The following is a 16,662-nucleotide window of genomic DNA, read 5'->3' on the forward strand; positions in this document are numbered from 1 at the left end:
GGCATACGGGGACCACAGCCAGCCACCGTCAATGCTATCGGTTCCGGTTGAGCCCACCAACGCGGCGCACAGCACGCTCACCCGTTAAAGCCGGTAATCGCCAGCGTCCTGCTGATGCCGTCCAGGGGATGCGGGCCGTCCTGGGCAGCCGCCGGCGAGGACTCGGGGAAGGGCAGCGTCTCGGTGCGGCTGAGGTCCCAGGCCATGCTTGCGCTCAGGCTGATCCCCCGGGGGCCGGTCCTTCGGGTGGTGCCGCGGATCAGCAGCAGGCGGGTGCCGAACAGGAGTGGCCCTGCACTTTCCTGGGCTTCGTGGAAGAAGACCGAATCAACGCAGCCGGTGCCGTCGTCGATGCTGATGAACACCACCCTCCGTCCGCCGCGCATGGGAGGGGTCTGGGTTGCCACCCGCACCCCGGCCACCAGCACTTCGGTCCCGTTGCGCAGGCTGAGGAGTTTATCGGCTGTGGTGACGCCCAGCTTTTCCAGCAGGGGACGGTGGCTTTCCATCAGATGGGTGCTGACATCGACGGCCATGAGGTCCAGTTCCGCCCGGACGTTTTCCACCAGCGTTGGGGCTGGAAGCCCGGGCTTGATGTTGCGCAGTTCAATATCGCCCAAGGGTAGGGACAGCTGTCCCTCCAGGATGTCGGCGCCTTTGCGCGCGCCAGTGGCCGACTGGAGCTGCTGCAGGTGCTGCACCAGGTCGGCCCGGTTGGCTGTTCCCCCGGCTTCCCGGTGCAGGGCATCAAAGGCTCCCAGCTGGGCGAGCCGCCTGATGCTTGGCTTGCTGAGCCGCGAGCGCGCGCGGAGGTCTGCCAGTGAGTCATATGGCTGGCCTGCCACTATCCGCTTCAATTCGGCTGCGGACAGCCCGTAGATCCCGTTCAGGCTGAGCCGGATCCCCAGCCTGCCGGCGTCCTGGCCGGACTCGATCCGCTCCACCCGGTATTCAGCTTTGCTCCGGTTGATGTCCAGCGGAAGGATGGGTATCCCGAGCCTGCGGGCTTCGGCCACCAGCAGCCGTTTGGGATACATCCCGGGGTCGTGCTCCCATAAGCCGGCAAGGAAGGCTTCCGGGTGGTGTGTCTTAAGCCAGGCGGACTGGTAGGTGGGGACGGCGAAGGCAGCACCGTGGGCTTTGCAGAAGCCGAAACTGGCGAACGACTTCAATGTCCCCCATACCTTGTCCACTACTTCGGGGGTGTATCCCCTGGTTTTTGCATTGCGCCGGAAGTATTCCTCCACCCTGGCTTCACCGTCGTCGCTGCTCAGCGCCCTGCGGAACTCGTCGGCTTTGGCAAGCCCGCAGCCGGTCATGATGTCGAGGGTTTTCAGGATCTGTTCGTGGAACACCGTGACCCCATGGGTTTCCTGCAGCACCGGTTTAAGGTCCGGGTGGGGGTAGACCTCAGGGGCGAACCCGTGCCGGTGTTCCAGGAAGGGCCGCACCATGTCGGATTTCATGGGGCCGGGACGGAACAGTGAAATATCGATGATGAGGTCGTTGAACTCCCGGGGTGCCATCTTTCCAATCAGCTCCCGCTGCCCCGGGGATTCAATCTGGAAGCAGCCCAGGGTGTGCGTGCTCCTGATCAGCTGGTATGTCGGTTCGTCGTCGAGGGGAACGGCGTTGAGGTCGATCCGGCCGTCCCCGGCGATGTAGTCAGGGCCTGTTCCGTCAGGTCCTGCCGGGTGCCTTCCTGCCTCCACCACGTCCTTCTTGCTGGGGTGGATGCGGATGATCTCCCGGACTGCGAAGGCCATGGCGCTTTGCATGCGCACCCCCAGGACATCGAGTTTGAGCATGCCCATGGGGTCCATGTCGTGCTTGTCGAACTGGCTCATGGGCAGCCCCAGGCCGCTTGGCTGGACCGGGGTGCGGTCCAGGAGTGTGGCATCGCCCAGGATCACTCCGCACGGGTGCATGGAGATGTGGCGGGGCAGCCGGTCCAGGCGTTCGGTCAGGTCCACCAGGAGGTCAAGCTGCTGGTTCCCGTCCGTGTCGCGCTGCTCCACCCGGCCAGCGAACTCCCGGAGTTCGGGCTTTTCCTGCAGTGCTTCACGGAACTTCCGGGCGGAGAAGCGCCACAACTGCTTGGCGATCTCCCCCACCTCGCCGTCGTCCATGCCCAGCGCCAGCCCGGCGTCGCGAACCGCCCCCCGGGCCCGGTACCCGTTCTGCATGCTCATCAGGGTGACGCGCTCCGGGCCGAACCGGTCAAAAATCCTGTGGTACACGTTGTGGCGTTCCGCGCTTTCCACATCGATGTCAATGTCAGGGAGGGTGGCCCGGTCGTTGGAAAGGAAACGTTCAAAGATCAGGTCATGCTGGAGGGGATTCACATGGCTGACCTCGATCAGGTAGTTGACCAGGCTTGAGGCTCCTGAGCCCCTGGCGGCCGCCCGGACCCCCATGTCCTGGATCATGCGGGATACCTCCGCCACCGTCAGGAAATAGGCGGAGAAACCCAGGTTCCGGATGATGCCAAGCTCATGCTCCAGCCGGGACAGCATCTCCTGTTCGGGTTTTCCTGAGATCCCCGGGAAACGCCTGCCGATTCCCGCATGGCAGCGCTGGATCAGTTCGGCGTGCGGATCCTGGCTGATCCCAATAACCGATGCTTCCGGAACCACTGGCTGCTTCCACCCCATATCGGTGCTGGGGTCGATCCGGCAGAGGTCGGCGAGCGCCTCTGTTTGCGCCATCAGCTGTTTGAGGTCTGCTGCACCGTAACCGGCAGCGGAAATGATTTCCTTTCCCAGTCCCAGCATTTGTTCGGAGGTTTTCAGCCAGCCCTGCCCGGTGGGCTGCAGGAGCGGTTCACCTGCAAGTTCCGGAAGGGACTTCAGGGTCCGGGCAGAATCCAGGACGTCGGCGGTTGGTGCGCCGTCTGCGGCACAGTACCTGACGGCGTTGGTGAGGATGGCGGGTACGTGGTGTTCCTCTGCGAGCCTGAGCATGCGGACTGCATGTGCGGTGCTGAAGGGAGTCCCCGGAGCGCTGAGCTGGGAGACAATTTCCGCCACGACCGTTCCAGCGGGCATGGCATCCAGCCATTGCTTGAACAGGGTCCGTGGACGCAGGTAGCGCCGGCCACCCATGGCCCGTCCGACGTCGGAATCCGGTCCAATCAGGACGGTCAGCACCGGCTTGAGGGTCTGGGGGTCAAGGGTGCGGGAGGCGAGTTCGGCACGGGTGACCGCGGCGGGCACCGCTCCCCCGGCTTTCCCCGAGGTCCTGGCGTGGGAATCGGAAACCAGCCGGCACAGCGCACGGTACCCGGCACCGTTGTTGTGGCCGCGGGCCAGCACCACCACCCTGCCGGATACCTGTGTGCGGTGATCGCCGTCGTCGTCAAATACTGCAAGGTCCACCCCCACTATGGGGTCGATGCCCGCCGCCATGCAGGCCTTGAGGTGCTTGATGGTGCCGTACAGCCCGTCCCGGTCGGTGCAGGCAAGGGCCGTTGCGCCGTCGGCTGCGGCCGCCATTGCCAGCTCTTCAGGCCAGGAGACACCGTAGTGGGCACTAAATGCCGTGGAAACGTGGAGGTGGGTAAAGCTCATGGTGATGGGAGGTGGGGATTCATGCGGTTTTGGGGCGAAGGCCGTCATGGATCCGCAGCAGCCGCCAACGGCCACTGCGGATATGGCGGGTCAGGTCAAGGGTGAGGGGTTCGGCAACGGCAGGTTCTCCTGGCCCCATCGGGCGGGACGCCACTTTGGCAGGCAGTACCTGGACCCGCCAGATTTCGTGGTCCACCACGCCCGGTCCGCTTCCCAGCGGAGCCCGGGTATCCTCTGCCCACCATTGCCGGCGTTCATACCAGCGGACAGGTTCGGCACAGACGATGTATGACGTTCCTGCCCACGTCAGGGATTCCGGCTGCCCGGAAGCGGAGCACACCACGTCAACGGACTCGCTGAACATGCCCACGTGCGCCTCCCTGCAGCTGCAGATTTTGACCCTTATTCGAATATGTATTCGAACGAATCCAGTCTACGCCGGGGAGGCAGCAAAACATAGGCGGGGGTGGACGGAGCGTGCGGCAGGGAGCAGGATGATGGCATGAGTACCGATGACGCACTCCTGAAGCAGGCAAGCATCAAGACCCAGGACTCCACCCTGGTTGCACGGTTCGACATCGACGGCACCATTCCGGACTCCGGGGCCTATGTGGTGGGCCTGATGGGAGCCTCGCCGGATTATTCCATGCAACGACGGCTGTGCATTGAGTTCATGAACGGGGAGGCAATCGCCTGCTACTCGTTCAACCGGGACCAGGGAATCGAGGAAGACTACGACCTGTCGGGAGTGTCCCACTCGGACAACAGCATTACCGGGAGCTTTCCCGCGACGGCCTTGACCGGGCTGGGGCAGGGCCATGTCCTGTCAGCCTTCAGTGAGGCGGACGGCCGGGAGTTCCAGCACGGGGTGCCGGTGGAGGAAGCCCTTTAGGGCTCCTCCGCCAGCCCCCGGAACAGGTCAGCTGTTTTCTTTGTGGATCCGCAGTTCAAGTTCAATAAACGCGGAGATCATCGCCCGGTAGGTTGCTTCGACGATGTCCGGATCGATGTCCTTTTTCTCTGCGGCGGACCGGACGTGCTCGATGATCCGCTCCACCCGGCCCGGGGCACGCACCTCTGCGTCATCACCCTTGAGGGTCCCGGCGATCCTGATCAGCCGTTCGCGGCGGGCAATGAGGGTGACAATCTGTTCATCCACCTCATCAACGGCAACCCGAACGGCAGCGAGCTGTTCCTTGTCGGCCCGGGCATCCCTATCGTTTCCTTGAATTGTCGCCATCATCTGACAGTATCGAAGCATGGAGCCAAGAGTCGACTTTATCTCCCTCGGAGTCCGCAATGTTCAGGCATCCCGCGACTTCTACGTTGATGGCCTTGGCTGGCCGGTCCACCGTGAGGTTGCCGGGGAAGTGCTGTTCATCCAGGTGAACCACGGCCTGGTGCTGTCCCTGTGGGACGTCCGCCAAATGCAGGCCGAAGCGGGCACCAGCCCTCCCGCCGGCATCCCCTGCATCACCCTCAGCCACAACGTCGCCGGTCCCGGGGACGTGGACAGGGTCATGGAAGAGGCCGCGGAGGCCGGCGCTGACATCATTGCCGAGCCGGTCACCCAGCCGTGGGGCGGCTACACGGGCTATTTTGCCGACCCCGACGGGTTCCGCTGGGAAGTGGCGTACAACCCCACCTGGGCAGTGGACGACGCCGGCAGGGTCACCGTCTGATCCCCGGCCTCACCATGAGGTGCGGCTGCTGGAGCTGGGCTGAAAAACAGGGCTGGGAAAACAGGCCGCTAGAACAGGGCGCTGGAACAGGGCAGCTAGAACAGGGCTTCGACCGGGCGGATCAGTTCGGGGCCGTTGTTGCGGACATTGCCCACTTCCTTGCCCACCGACTCCACCCGCCAGTCGGCCGCGGCATTCTTGACGCCGGACCGCACCAGGTCCACGAGTCCGGCGGCGTCATCCGCCTGCGGATCCAGCCATGCCTCCATGGTGTCCCTGTCCATGGGCAGGGGGACGCGGTCGTGCAGCTCCGTCAGCTTCCCGAAGATGGTGGATTCAGACCCCGGCGGAGGCGTGTCTGCCGTGAGGATGGACGTTGAGAGCAGCCAGCGGCCCGGATCCCCTTCGGGAACGGAGGGGTCCTTCCACCACTCGTAGAGGCCGGCGAAGACCAGCCCGTGGTCCGTGCCCGGGTGCACGTAGTAGGGCTGCTTCGACTTCCCAGGTCCCTGCTTCCATTCGTAGTAGCCATCGGCCGGGACCGCGCAGCGGCGGGACTGGACTGCCTTCCGGAACGCCGGCTTCTCCAGCACCGATTCGCTCCGGGCGTTGATCATGCGGGAACCGATTCCGGGGTCCTTGGCCCAGGACGGGACCATGCCCCAGCGTGCCACGTGCAGCTGGCGCACCTGCCGGGGCGCGGCACTGTCATCCACCAGGCGCTCCAGCACGATGGGGACGGCATCGGTGGGTGCCACGTTCCACGACGGCGGGATGCTCACCTCGCTCTCCAGCTCGGCATCGAACTCAGCCAGCAGGTCCCCCACGGCGCGTGCCATTACGTAGCGTCCACACATGGCACCAGCTTGCCACCGGCCGCCACAAACTGTCATCCGGCGCCGTTCCAGGCGTCAGGCACCGGGGAATACCGGCAGCCACGCTACGGTTGACGGTAAGGAAACCTTTCAAGCGACGTATAGGAGATCCCTGTGGACTTCACTCCCGAATCCGGCACCATCACCATGTTCTCCACCACCTGGTGCGGCTACTGCAACCGGCTCAAGAAGCAGCTGGACGCGCAGGGCATCGGCTACACGGAAGTCAACATCGAAGAGGTGGACGGCACTGCCGAACTCGTGGAGCAGCTGAACGGGGGCAACCGTACGGTTCCCACAGTGCTTTTCCCGGACGGCTCCGCAGCCACCAACCCGTCTGCTGCCGAGGTCAAGAGCCGGCTGGCTGCCTGACCGGCCCAAGACGCGGCATCGCCGCAACTTTAGTGCGGGTCATGCCCCCAGGCTGCTGAAGGAAGCAGTTTCCAGGGTGGCATGGCTCGCATATGTTTCCAGCAGGGACCGCTCAACGGCTGCCACGTCAAGGCCGGGCACCAGGTCGTTGGCGGCACCGGCGGTTGCCGGGTCCCAGTTCAGGCCGAGCGCGGCATAGCTGTCGGTGAGGACCTTGCGGATCGGGGCGGAATCCTCCACCACGATGACGGAGCTGAAGAGCCAGCCACCCGAGACCACACGCTGCGCGGTACCCACCAGTTTCACCCGCCGGGAGTTGTCCGCTGGATCCGTTCCATGCACGCTGAATTCACCGGGACAGTACTCGCCTGGGATTTCCCCCACCGCCGCCTGCACCCCAACGCCCCGCAGCGCCTGCGCAAAGAGCTCACCGAAGTAACCGAACCTGGTTTTGGAACCGGCGACGGCGTCCGCGTCCGGTTCGATATGGTCCACCACAAGGGTGCCACGGTGGTAGGCGGCCGCGCGTCCCCCCGCCCGCCGGACCAGGGGTTCGAAGCCGTTGTCCCGGCAGGCACGGGCGGCGGCGTCAAAGCCGGGCAGGCGGGTGTCCCGCTGCCCGAACGCCACAGTGGGAGCCGGCCGGTACAGCCGCAGGGTGGGGCCGATGCCGCCGCTCCTTGCCCTGGCCAGCAGCTCCAGGCCGAATTCAAGGTCACGGCCCGCGCCGAGGGACACGTCCTGCCGCACCACGGTAAGCGTGCGGAGTCCAGTACCGGTGTGGTGCATTGTTGCGAAACTCCTGGGTCGGGTGCGGGCAGGCCATCCCTAGGTTACGCCCGACGGCGGCAACCGCCTTAACGAACCCGGCGCCCGGCCCACAGTGCGTGCAGCAGCGGAAGGGACGACGCAGCCATCAGCGCGTTCCCGGCCGCCAGGTCGTCGGCGCGGACGATGGCGCCGGACACCAGCAGGGCACCGAAAACCACGGCGGAGGCCGCGCGCCGTCCCGCCCGTTCCAGCCGCGCCGCCTGCCGCTCCAGCCGCGGAACAGCCACCTCCAGCGACCCCTCCTCAAGCCGGCCGGCCAGCGCGTCCAGCCTGCCGGGCAGGCGCAAGGCAATACCGGCGGCATCGAGCGCCTGCCGGGCCACGTCCTGCACCACGTTGCCGCGCTCGTCGCGCAGCAGCTGCGCCGCGTAGGGTTCCACCGAGTCCCAGAGGTTGAAACGTTCATCCAGCGCGCTGCACACACCGGAGGTCAGGGACATGGCTCGAATGATCAGCAGGAAATTCTCCGGCAGCTGGAACGGCAGCGAGCGGACCACGTCGCCGAACTCCACCGCGAAATCCCGGAACTCCCGGGGGTCGACTTCGCGGAGCTCGGCAAAGCCCATGCCGCCGAAGCGGGCAAAGAGCTGGGTCATGGCGCGTTCCAGGCCCACGCTGTCCGCCGACGGCATCAGGACGCCGACGTCGTTGATCGCCGCCACGAGTCCCTTGCCGTCGCGGGCGGCTGCTGCGATCAGGAGCTTCCGCAGGCCGCTGCGCGTGGAGGGGGTAACCTCGCCCATCATGCCGAAGTCAATGAACGTCAGTTTCCAGGGGCGTTCGCCTGCGCCTGCACGGACGGGAGTGACGAAAATGTTCCCAGGGTGCGGGTCCGCATGGAAGAAGCCGTTGGTGAACAGCTGGTCGAACATGATGGCGGCAAACACCGGGGCCACCGTGGCGGGATCGATGCCCGCGGCACGGAGCGCACGGGCATCGGTGATCTTGATGGCCGTGACATCCTCAAGGGTGAGTACACGGCGGGTTGTCCGTTCCCAGACAACTTCCGGTACCGCCACCCGGTCATCACCGGCAAAGTCAGCCGCAAAGCGCTCGGCGTTGACTGCCTCCTGCAGGTAATCAATCTCCTGCAGGCTGATCATGGCGAATTCCTCTACCAGGGCCCGCATGTCGGCGCGGCGGGAGACGAGCCGGACGTGGCTGAGCCAGCCGGCCACTTTCCGCAGCGCGGCAAGGTCGACGTCGACGATGGCGCCGATGCCCGGACGCTGAACTTTCAGGACCACGGCATCCAGTCCAGTGTCCCCGGCATCCATCGGGTTCAGGCGGGCCCGGTGGGCCTGTCCCAGCGAGGCGGCTGCAATCGGAGACTCGTCCACGGAGGCGAAAACCTGGTCCGGCGGTGCACCCAGTTCATGTCCCGCCAGGGCGGCGATTCCCGGGAAGGCCACCGGCGGCACCTCGTCCTGCAGCCCTTCGAGCTCTTTGGTGATCTCCGGAGGTAGGACGTCGAGCCGGGAGGACAGGAACTGGCCCACCTTGATCATCAGGCCCCCGAGTTCCACGGCCAGATCATGGAACCGCCGGGCAAACTGCCGCATCCTCCGGGAGCGCGTCCGGGCGGCGACGCCACCAAGCCCTATCCGCGGCAGGAACAGCTCAAACCACCACGTGGTTGCAAGGTTCCAGGCGGCGAAGCGCAGGATCCGCCGGTAGCGCCCGCGGTGCTGCCTCAACGGGCGCTGCGGGTCGTCCCTGGCATGGAGGATCGACGACACCCGATCAGTCCCGGGCGAGGATGGCGTAGAGCCGGCGGCGGGCCTCGTCCAGCACCGCCACTGCCTGCTGCACCTGTTCCGCTGAACCGGTTCGGCCTACCTGCGCCGCAGCCTGGGCCAGTTCAATCCCGGCCTTGGGAAGGGAAGCGATGCCGCCTCCGCCCATGGAGGCCGCCGGATCCCATGGCGCAGATCCCCGCTGGGCCGCCACCTCCTCACGGCCGGCTTCGGTCAGCGAGTAGATCTTCCGCCCGTTGGATTCCTCGGCGCTGATGGACCCTTCATCGGCCAGCAGCTGCAGCGTGGGGTAGACAGAACCCGCGCTCGGTTTCCAGCTGCCGCCGCTGCGCTCCTCGATCTCCCGGATGATCTGGTACCCATGCATGGGCCGTTCCGCGAGCAGTGCCAGCACCGCTGCCCGCACCTCTCCCTTCCCGGCGCGGGTTCCCACCCGTTTGTCGAAACGGGCGCGCAATTCCTCCACGGCCTGCCACATGCCGTCCAGATTGTTTCCGCCGAATCCCCCTGTGGGGTGTGAAGCACGCATGATGAACTCCTTTGCCGATCGCGAACGATATACAACGATACTCAGCGATATACGCCGCGCACCATACCAGGAGCAAGGATGCTGCCCGCGGACACCCAGCAGCCGGCCACCGCCCGCGTACTGTCAGGACGTGCGCAGGGTCAGGATTTGCGCAGGGTCAGGATTTGTTCAGCGCGGCCGAACGGGCCCTGCCGGTCGTGCAGCACGGTGGAGGTCAGCCCGATCCCGTCGCGGCCGAACGACACCGCGTTGTCCAGCCCCAGCCACTCCCCCTCGGGCCTGCGGTACATGTGGATCTGCAGGTCCAGGTTGGGGAACGCGTAGCTGTCCTTGCCCGGAGGTACCCGGGCGGCAATTCCGTTGGCGGTATCCACCAGACCCATGAGCCGCGGGAAGTCACCGCTGTCCGCCCGGTCGGTCAGCGGATGGTCGGTGCGGAGCCATACTTTCCCGGCGCCCGGCCGGTGCCCTTCGGCCACCCGCATTTCGAGGGACCGGATGTAGCCTCCGGGCCACACGGCGGAGCCGTCATAGGGTTTGCATTCATCGGGCCCCGGTATCGCCGCGTCCTCGACGGCGGCCACCCCTGCGGTGTCACTGGTCTGCAGGCGCCAGCCGGTGGCACGGATCGCGGTCCGGCCCCCGGCCACCAGCTCGGCCTGGACCAGTTCGATGGTCCTGCCGGGCCGCAGGGTGGTGGTGTCAATGCGGAACTCGCCGCCGGGAATCAGCCCAAGGATTTCGTAGCTGATCCGGGCCATCCGCATGTCCCCGCGCGGCTGGTGCCGTTCCAGGACATCTGCCATCAACCCGGAAGCGGGAGCCATGTGCTGTTCGTGGGCGTTCCAGGCGCCCTGGGCGTGGATGGTGGACCGGAACAGGCCGCCGCCAAGGTCCTGGTAGTAGAAGTTGCCCCCGGCGAGTTCGGACAGGTCTGCAGTCAAGGCTGGCCCCTTACGGAATTTCAGTGAATTGGCACTAACTCTATCCTCCTGCCGTGGAAGGCACGCTGCGGCAAGGCCACGAAATGTTGGAGGGTGCGGGTGCCAATCGGACTAGACTCAGGAACTGGTCCTGTCAGCAACCCAAAAGAGGTTCCATGCGCGTCATCAGCTATAACCTCCGCAAGCACAAGGCCAGCGGCGAGCTTCTTGCCCTGGCACGGAACCATGACATCGATGCGCTGTGCCTCCAGGAAGTGGATTCCAGCGATCTTCCGGAGACCCTTGGTCCCCTGCACCTGGCCGACGTCACCAAGGGCAACCGGCTGGGGCTGGCCATCTATTACCGCACCACCCGGTTCACGGCATTGGACACGCAATCCTTCGCCTTAAAGAAATCCATGCATGACCGGGTGCTGGCCCCGGCCCATGAGCGGCTCATCGGAACACGGGTGATGGACAACGAAACCCAGCATGAACTGGTGATCGGCTCGTTCCACGCTGCCCCGCTGACCGCATCGAACTCGCTGCGCAGGAAGCAGATCCACGCAGCCCACGCCGAACTGCTGAGCATGGGCAAGGGGTTGATGACCCTGATGGTGGGCGACTTCAACTATCCGTTCTTCACCAAGAACCTGGACATGCATATGAAGAACTCGGGGTACGCCCTCTCGCTGAGCAACAGGCGGACCTACACCAGGTACAAGGTGTTCAAGGGTCATTTCGACTTTGCCACGTCCCTGGGCCTGGACATCACCAGCGTGGAAACCCTGCCGCGCGGAAACTCGGACCACCTGCCCATCCTGGTGACCGCCGAGTACGGCGAGGGCTACTAAATGATCAGGGCGACGGCAACCGGTAGATTCGGGCGTCGGCGTTACTGAATATGAGCTCCACGCCCCCTTGGGCCTTTAGCCAGTCTTCCAATTCCTTGGAGTTGCGTTCGGTGCTCTGGCCCTGGAGCTCGAGGCTTGCCTCTGTTGACCGCATGAGCAGCACGAAGGCGCCGGCAGGGTTGTGCCGGCCGTAGTTATAGAAGATTGGGCCGCAGCTCGCTGCTGACAAGTCCCGCCGGCACAACTCGTCCATGGTCCGGTACCGGTGTTCCAGGTAGGCATCGCTGCGCCATGGTGTTGGGTGGGCAGCGGAAATAATGGCCGCCCCGTGAGGCGCGATCCGCTCCACTTCGGCCACGGCGGCCATCTCACTGTCGGTGAAGATGTCGAACTTCGTATTCCCGAACCTGCTGGTCTCGATCAACAAGGTCAGCAGCAGGAAGGTGGGCACGAGGGCCAACACGGCCAGGAAAGGAAGGCGCGTGCCGCCCTCCCTTGGCAGCAGGGCCGAGGACGCCTGCAGGGCGACGAAGGGCAGCGCGAACAGGGAGACGCGGATGAGCATTTCCCCGCCGTATGACTGCATCGGGAACAGCAGGAGCGGGGTGACTGCAAGCAGGACCACCCGGATGTCAAGCCGCTTCCTACGCCAGTCCCGTACCGCCCCTGCCGCCGCGAGGACCCACAGCACGAGGGTCAGGACCATTCGGACTTTCACTACGAGCGAATGGCCCGGGGTCCCGGTGACGCGGTCAACGACATTAGCCGCAACCGCACCCTGGAATCCTGCGTCCTCAAGGGGCGGGTGTCCAATGAGATAGGCACTTGCCGGGTAAACCAACCAGAGTACAAGCACCACAGCAGTGATCAGCGGCAGCCGGCTGGACCAGAGACGCCCACTGAGGCTGAGGGCGGTCATGGCAATGAGCATCATGAAGGGTGTCAGCTGGTGGCTTGCACAGATCACAGCGACAAGCAGGAGGGCCACCACGAAAGCGCTCACCCGGTGCTGCGGCCTTTGCTCCCAGGGGGACCGGCCCCGCCACCAAACCGCCAGGTCGGCGGGCCGGAAGCCACGGAAAGTGCCGGGGTTCGCGGCCAATGGTCCGACGAGCAGTGCGATCAGGATGAGGTACAGGAAGAAAGCGAAGGCCTGCGGGGACAGATAGTCCTGGTCCTGCCAGTTCCCCAGGCAAAAAAGCCAGAGCACCAGCCAACGCCGTCGCGGATCAGCGGTCAAGGTCCGGGTAAGCACTGCCAGGGCCATGAGCCACAGCCCAACGTCGAACACAGGAGCCCACAGGGCTATGCTCACCGGTTGGAGGCCGGATGCCTTGATGACCGTGGCCAGGAGGGCAAAGAAACCCGGCCAGTTGAAGTACGCGTCAATGTCAGGATCTATGACCTGCGTGCTTGATAGTGCGTCGGCAATGCCCAAATGCCTGAACGCTACTTCGCCCCGCGGTATGTCGGTCACAAACGCTGCGGTCCCAAACAGCTCCACAACCAGCACTGCGAGGAGCCACACCATCACTGCGCGGCCCGCCGGGCCCCGGGCGTCCCCCCGCAGCGCCGCGATGAAGGTGAGATTGATCAGCAGGAGCCCTATCCAGTACGGATAGGGCAGGACGGCAACGAGCCCGAGGTCGCTGTTGACGGGCAGGTCCACGGTGGAGGCCGCCCCTGCGGCGAGCACCAGCGATACGGCACCTGCCAGTGCGAAGACCACATCGCGGGGCCGCAGGCGCCCACCGTTGCGTCCGGGGGCATCGAGCACGGCGGTCATGGTGTCTCCTGCCTGGGGCGCCAGGGCATGGCGGGGATCCTGGGCCCGGCTGCCCCGAAGCCGGGCGAAGGCACTACCGGCGGCCGAGCGCGGCATCTTGGTCCTCACGCCGCCCGGGTACCGGGAGGACGCGCTCCCGCGCCGCATGCGCCACCATGCCGAAGAATGCAGGATATTGATGTCGCCGTGTAGTGGCAGGGATCTGGACACCCGCAGGAGTCCGGCCCGGCAGTAAGCCTGGCTGTGACGTGGCACCCGGTGACAGGAGAGGAATGGACAACTGGCTCACCAACCTTGCTTCGTGGCTGGGATGTAGATTCAGCCAACCGGAGATGGCCCCAAAAATGGGACATGTCAGGGCTAATACGGTGGTTGTCCGGTTTACCTGCCCAGAGATCAAGCAGCCCCGACTTCGCCGTAGCTTGGAGCATAACGGCCTGCACATGCGGACAGCACCAGTACCGGGTACCTAATTTCGCGCCAGGGATACCTACACCCGCCCGCAGGGCAGCCCGGTCCGTCAGTCCAACTTCCAGGGTGGGCAGTCCAGGAAAGGCTTATCAGGGATCCTGGGTGTCCAGCCGCGCCAGCAGGTCCGGCCACGACGCCGCGAATCCGGGGTGCAGCTCCAGTGCGTCCACCTCGGCTGTGGGAATCCAGAGCAGTGCGATGCTTTCGGGATCGCTGATGACGGGCTCGAAGGATTCCCGCACCAGCACCACTACGGTGGTGTAGGACCAGTAGCCGTGGTCCAGCACGGAGGTGAACAGCACTTCCACGCTCTCCGGCGGGACGGCAGCTTCCTCGTAGGCTTCGCGGAGGGCACCGTCGACCGGTTCCTCGCCCTGGTGCAGTGCCCCGCCGGGCAGGCCCCAAGTTCCACCGTTGTGGCTCCAGACGGCGCGGTGCTGCAGCAGCACACCTTTGCCGGGGTCGTAGGCCAGGACGCCGGCCGCGCCGAACCTGCCCCAGTACCGGCCGCGTTCCCCCTCCACCCATGCGTCGCCCGGGTCGCGCGGGCCGGTGCGCGGCGGCGGAGTGGAGGACGTGCTGGCGGACGGAAAGAGATCCATCGCTCCAGTCTGACAGGTGAAGCACCCGCAGGTGAAGCACCGGCGGGCCAGGCGGGGGCGGGTCAGGGGGCGGGCGGAATCCCGCCGGCCCTGTCAGGTCTTGTTTCCGTGGTCGACGGCGAAATCACCGCCGGGATACATGACGGTTTCATGCCCGTCGTCAAAGCGGACCACATATGGTGGGCTGCCGCCCTCGCCACGGACTTCAAGAATCACCCCATGCCGGTCCGAGGACCCCACGGTCCTGCCGTGCACGACGATACGGTCGCCTTGGGCTGCCTCCATGGCAATCACCTCCCAGCCCCCAGATTACGACTCGTGGCCGCGTGGGAACAGGGCACCATGGCAGGATTCCGGTATGCCGTTGAACCTCATCCTGCTCGCCGATACCCACATACCCAAACGCGCCAGGGACCTGCCGGAACAGGTGTGGTCCGCCGTCGAAAATGCCGATGCCGTATTCCACGCGGGCGACTGGGTGGAGGCAGCCCTGCTGGACGAATTCGAACGCCGGAGCAACCGGCTGCTGGGTGTTTTTGGCAATAACGATGGGCCCGAATTGCGCCGGCGCCTGCCCGAAACGGCAACTGCCAACCTGGACGGAGTCCGCTTTGCGGTGGTCCATGAGACGGGGCCGGCCAAGGGCCGCGAAGTGCGGTGCGATGCGCTCTTTCCCGACGCCGATGTCCTGGTGTTCGGCCACAGCCACATCCCGTGGGACACGGTGTCGCCGAACGGCCTGCGGCTGCTGAACCCCGGGTCGCCTACGGACCGCCGCCGCCAGCCGGCGTGCACGTTCATGGAGGCCACGGTCGACGGCGGTCAGTTGGCCGAGGTCCGGCTGGTCACGGTCCAGCGTGACTGACCCGCCATGCCGCTTGGCATGAGGCCGCCTCTCTGCCTAGGCTAGGAACCGTAAGCATGCTTAGCTTTTTGCTTTCCTGTAAGGGCGCAAATCGCGGGCTGCTTCAGTACCCGGGGCGACGAACCAGCCCGTGTCCGCACGACCAGGAGGACCACCATGACTGACCAGTACACCTTCCGCAATCCCGTGACGGCCTACGAAAAAATCTCCCCGCCCAGGCAGCACCAGCCCGAGCCGGGGCTGGATGCAGAACTCGAACCCAAGGCCGACCTGGGCGAGGAGACCTACCGCGGCACCGGCCGGCTGGAAGGCCGCCGGGCCATCGTCACCGGCGCGGACTCCGGCATCGGGGCCGCGACGGCGATCGCCTTTGCAAGGGAAGGCGCCGACGTCGTGCTGTCCTACCTGCCGCAGGAAGAAGCGGACGCCTCGCGCATCGCCGGGATCATTGAAGCGGCCGGCCGCAAGGCCGTCAAGGTGCCCGCTGACCTCAAGGATTCGGCGGCATGCCGCGACCTGGTGGAAACGGCGGTGGCGGTCCTGGGCGGGGTGGATATCCTGGTCAACAATGCCGGGAAACAGGTGGCCCAAGAGGACCTGCAGGACATTTCCGACGAGCAGTTCGACCACACCCTGAAGACCAATGTCTATGCGATGTTCTGGGTGACCAAGGCCGCCGTGCCGCATATGCCTGCGGGTTCGACCATCATCAACACCACGTCCATCCAGGCCTACAACCCGTCCCCCACCCTGGTGGACTATGCCACCACCAAGGCGGGCATCAACAACTTCACCAAGGGCCTGGCCCAGCAGCTCGCGCCCAAGGGCATCCGGGTGAACGCTGTGGCCCCCGGCCCCATCTGGACGCCCCTGCAGGTCAGCAGCGGCCAGCCCAAGGAGCAGCTGCCGGAGTTCGGCCAGTCCACGCCCCTGGGCCGTGCCGGCCAGCCCGCCGAACTGGCCCCCGCCTACGTCTTCCTGGCGTCGCCGGAGTCCAGCTACGTCGTGGGCGAAACGCTGAACGTCAACGGCGGCAGCCCCACGCCCTAGCAGCCAGCCGCGCTCCGGCTGCCCCGGTCCGTGTGGTCAGCCGGCTGCGTCCTGCGCCGCCAGGAGCTCGTCGGTGGCAGGGTCCGGCTCGCCGTTGAAGAACTGGGCCAGGACAGTCTTGAACACTGTTTCTCCGGGTGCTGCCCGGAGGAACAGTGTCATGGAGGATCGGAGTTTCCTGGCGTCGATGCCACCGAAGATGTCCTCGGCCGGCTGGTCGGCATGGTTGGCCAGGACCGTGGCACACTCGAGAAGCCGCGGGCCCAGGACTTCGTGGTCCAGGTAGGCCCGGGCTTCAGCCAGTGAAGAGATGGCGTATTTACGTGACATGGCGCTCTGCCCCAGCCCGGCAATCTGCGGGAAGATGAACCACATCCAGTGCCCGGACTTCCGGCCGACCTGCAGCTCCCCCAACGCCTGGTCATAGGTTCCGCCGGTGTTTTGGGCGGCAACAAATCGCCCAAGATCAAACGGCTCATTCATGTGGATCTCCTTC

Annotated in this window: 18 protein-coding genes; 6 read left to right on the forward strand and 12 right to left on the reverse strand. The window is 65.5% G+C overall.

Annotated features, from left to right (window positions below):
* Positions 1-77 precede the first annotated feature (77 nt).
* Both ASG79_RS09925 and ASG79_RS09930 read right to left on the reverse strand, forming a co-directional pair.
* Complete coding sequence (locus tag ASG79_RS09925) at positions 78-3,569, reverse strand: DNA polymerase III subunit alpha (protein WP_056390504.1); 3,492 nt, start codon at positions 3,567-3,569, stop codon at positions 78-80.
* A gap of 19 nt (positions 3,570-3,588) precedes the next feature.
* Positions 3,589-3,939, reverse strand: a complete 351-nt coding sequence (locus ASG79_RS09930) for a DUF6504 family protein (RefSeq protein WP_018769351.1) — start codon at positions 3,937-3,939, stop codon at positions 3,589-3,591.
* A 132-nt stretch (positions 3,940-4,071) separates the two neighbouring features.
* Between ASG79_RS09930 and ASG79_RS09935 the strand changes: the two genes are divergently transcribed.
* Positions 4,072-4,461 carry a hypothetical protein gene (locus tag ASG79_RS09935; protein ID WP_018769352.1) on the forward strand — a complete coding sequence of 130 codons (390 nt, stop codon included), beginning with the start codon at positions 4,072-4,074 and terminating at the stop codon, positions 4,459-4,461.
* Between the two features lie 27 nt (positions 4,462-4,488).
* On the opposite strand, the gene ASG79_RS09940 is transcribed toward ASG79_RS09935, so the two are convergent.
* On the reverse strand, positions 4,489-4,812 hold the full coding sequence (locus ASG79_RS09940) for a chorismate mutase (protein ID WP_043424939.1): 324 nt from the start codon (positions 4,810-4,812) through the stop codon (positions 4,489-4,491).
* A gap of 16 nt (positions 4,813-4,828) precedes the next feature.
* On the opposite strand from ASG79_RS09940, the gene ASG79_RS09945 reads away from it, so the two are divergent.
* Positions 4,829-5,251: a VOC family protein gene (locus ASG79_RS09945; protein WP_018769354.1), complete on the forward strand. Its 423-nt coding sequence runs from the start codon at positions 4,829-4,831 to the stop codon at positions 5,249-5,251.
* A gap of 95 nt (positions 5,252-5,346) precedes the next feature.
* On the opposite strand, the gene ASG79_RS09950 is transcribed toward ASG79_RS09945, so the two are convergent.
* Positions 5,347-6,108, reverse strand: coding sequence for an SOS response-associated peptidase (locus ASG79_RS09950; RefSeq protein WP_082581718.1), 762 nt, complete (start codon positions 6,106-6,108; stop codon positions 5,347-5,349).
* A gap of 132 nt (positions 6,109-6,240) precedes the next feature.
* Between ASG79_RS09950 and ASG79_RS09955 the strand changes: the two genes are divergently transcribed.
* A complete protein-coding gene (locus ASG79_RS09955) occupies positions 6,241-6,498 on the forward strand; it encodes a mycoredoxin (RefSeq protein ID WP_018769356.1) in 258 nt (85 codons plus the stop codon).
* Positions 6,499-6,537: 39 nt separating this feature from the next.
* Here the strand turns inward: ASG79_RS09955 and ASG79_RS09960 are convergent, their stop codons facing one another.
* The 4 genes from ASG79_RS09960 to ASG79_RS09975 form a co-directional block, all read right to left on the reverse strand.
* Entirely contained in the window at positions 6,538-7,287 is a 750-nt protein-coding gene (locus ASG79_RS09960; protein ID WP_056390510.1) for a biotin/lipoate A/B protein ligase family protein, read from the reverse strand.
* Positions 7,288-7,355: 68 nt separating this feature from the next.
* Complete coding sequence (locus ASG79_RS09965) at positions 7,356-9,068, reverse strand: ABC1 kinase family protein (RefSeq protein WP_056390513.1); 1,713 nt, start codon at positions 9,066-9,068, stop codon at positions 7,356-7,358.
* Positions 9,069-9,072: 4 nt separating this feature from the next.
* Complete coding sequence (locus ASG79_RS09970) at positions 9,073-9,615, reverse strand: PadR family transcriptional regulator (RefSeq protein ID WP_018769359.1); 543 nt, start codon at positions 9,613-9,615, stop codon at positions 9,073-9,075.
* Between the two features lie 140 nt (positions 9,616-9,755).
* Positions 9,756-10,559, reverse strand: coding sequence for a thioesterase family protein (locus ASG79_RS09975; RefSeq protein WP_018769360.1), 804 nt, complete (start codon positions 10,557-10,559; stop codon positions 9,756-9,758).
* 155 nt (positions 10,560-10,714) lie between these two features.
* Here ASG79_RS09975 and ASG79_RS09980 point away from each other — a divergent pair, with 155 nt between their 5' ends.
* Positions 10,715-11,392, forward strand: coding sequence for an endonuclease/exonuclease/phosphatase family protein (locus ASG79_RS09980; protein WP_018769361.1), 678 nt, complete (start codon positions 10,715-10,717; stop codon positions 11,390-11,392).
* Between the two features lie 4 nt (positions 11,393-11,396).
* On the opposite strand, the gene ASG79_RS09985 is transcribed toward ASG79_RS09980, so the two are convergent.
* The 3 genes from ASG79_RS09985 to ASG79_RS09995 all read right to left on the reverse strand — a co-directional run bounded on the left by ASG79_RS09985 (position 11,397) and on the right by ASG79_RS09995 (position 14,536).
* A complete protein-coding gene (locus ASG79_RS09985; RefSeq protein ID WP_235509779.1) occupies positions 11,397-13,286 on the reverse strand; it encodes a glycosyltransferase in 1,890 nt (629 codons plus the stop codon).
* Positions 13,287-13,738: 452 nt separating this feature from the next.
* Positions 13,739-14,251: an NUDIX domain-containing protein gene (locus tag ASG79_RS09990; protein WP_018769363.1), complete on the reverse strand. Its 513-nt coding sequence runs from the start codon at positions 14,249-14,251 to the stop codon at positions 13,739-13,741.
* 93 nt (positions 14,252-14,344) lie between these two features.
* Entirely contained in the window at positions 14,345-14,536 is a 192-nt protein-coding gene (locus ASG79_RS09995; protein ID WP_026265782.1) for a DUF1918 domain-containing protein, read from the reverse strand.
* Positions 14,537-14,609: 73 nt separating this feature from the next.
* Between ASG79_RS09995 and ASG79_RS10000 the strand changes: the two genes are divergently transcribed.
* A complete protein-coding gene (locus ASG79_RS10000; RefSeq protein WP_018769365.1) occupies positions 14,610-15,116 on the forward strand; it encodes a metallophosphoesterase family protein in 507 nt (168 codons plus the stop codon).
* Positions 15,117-15,272: 156 nt separating this feature from the next.
* The gene (locus tag ASG79_RS10005; RefSeq protein WP_056390519.1) at positions 15,273-16,166 is read left to right on the forward strand and encodes a glucose 1-dehydrogenase; all 894 of its coding nucleotides are present in this window, start codon (positions 15,273-15,275) and stop codon (positions 16,164-16,166) included.
* A 36-nt stretch (positions 16,167-16,202) separates the two neighbouring features.
* On the opposite strand, the gene ASG79_RS10010 is transcribed toward ASG79_RS10005, so the two are convergent.
* Entirely contained in the window at positions 16,203-16,649 is a 447-nt protein-coding gene (locus ASG79_RS10010; RefSeq protein WP_043424958.1) for a DUF1810 domain-containing protein, read from the reverse strand.
* Between the last annotated feature and the right edge of the window lie 13 nt (positions 16,650-16,662).

This window comes from Arthrobacter sp. Soil761 (genome assembly GCF_001428325.1).
Lineage (GTDB): Bacteria > Actinomycetota > Actinomycetes > Actinomycetales > Micrococcaceae > Arthrobacter.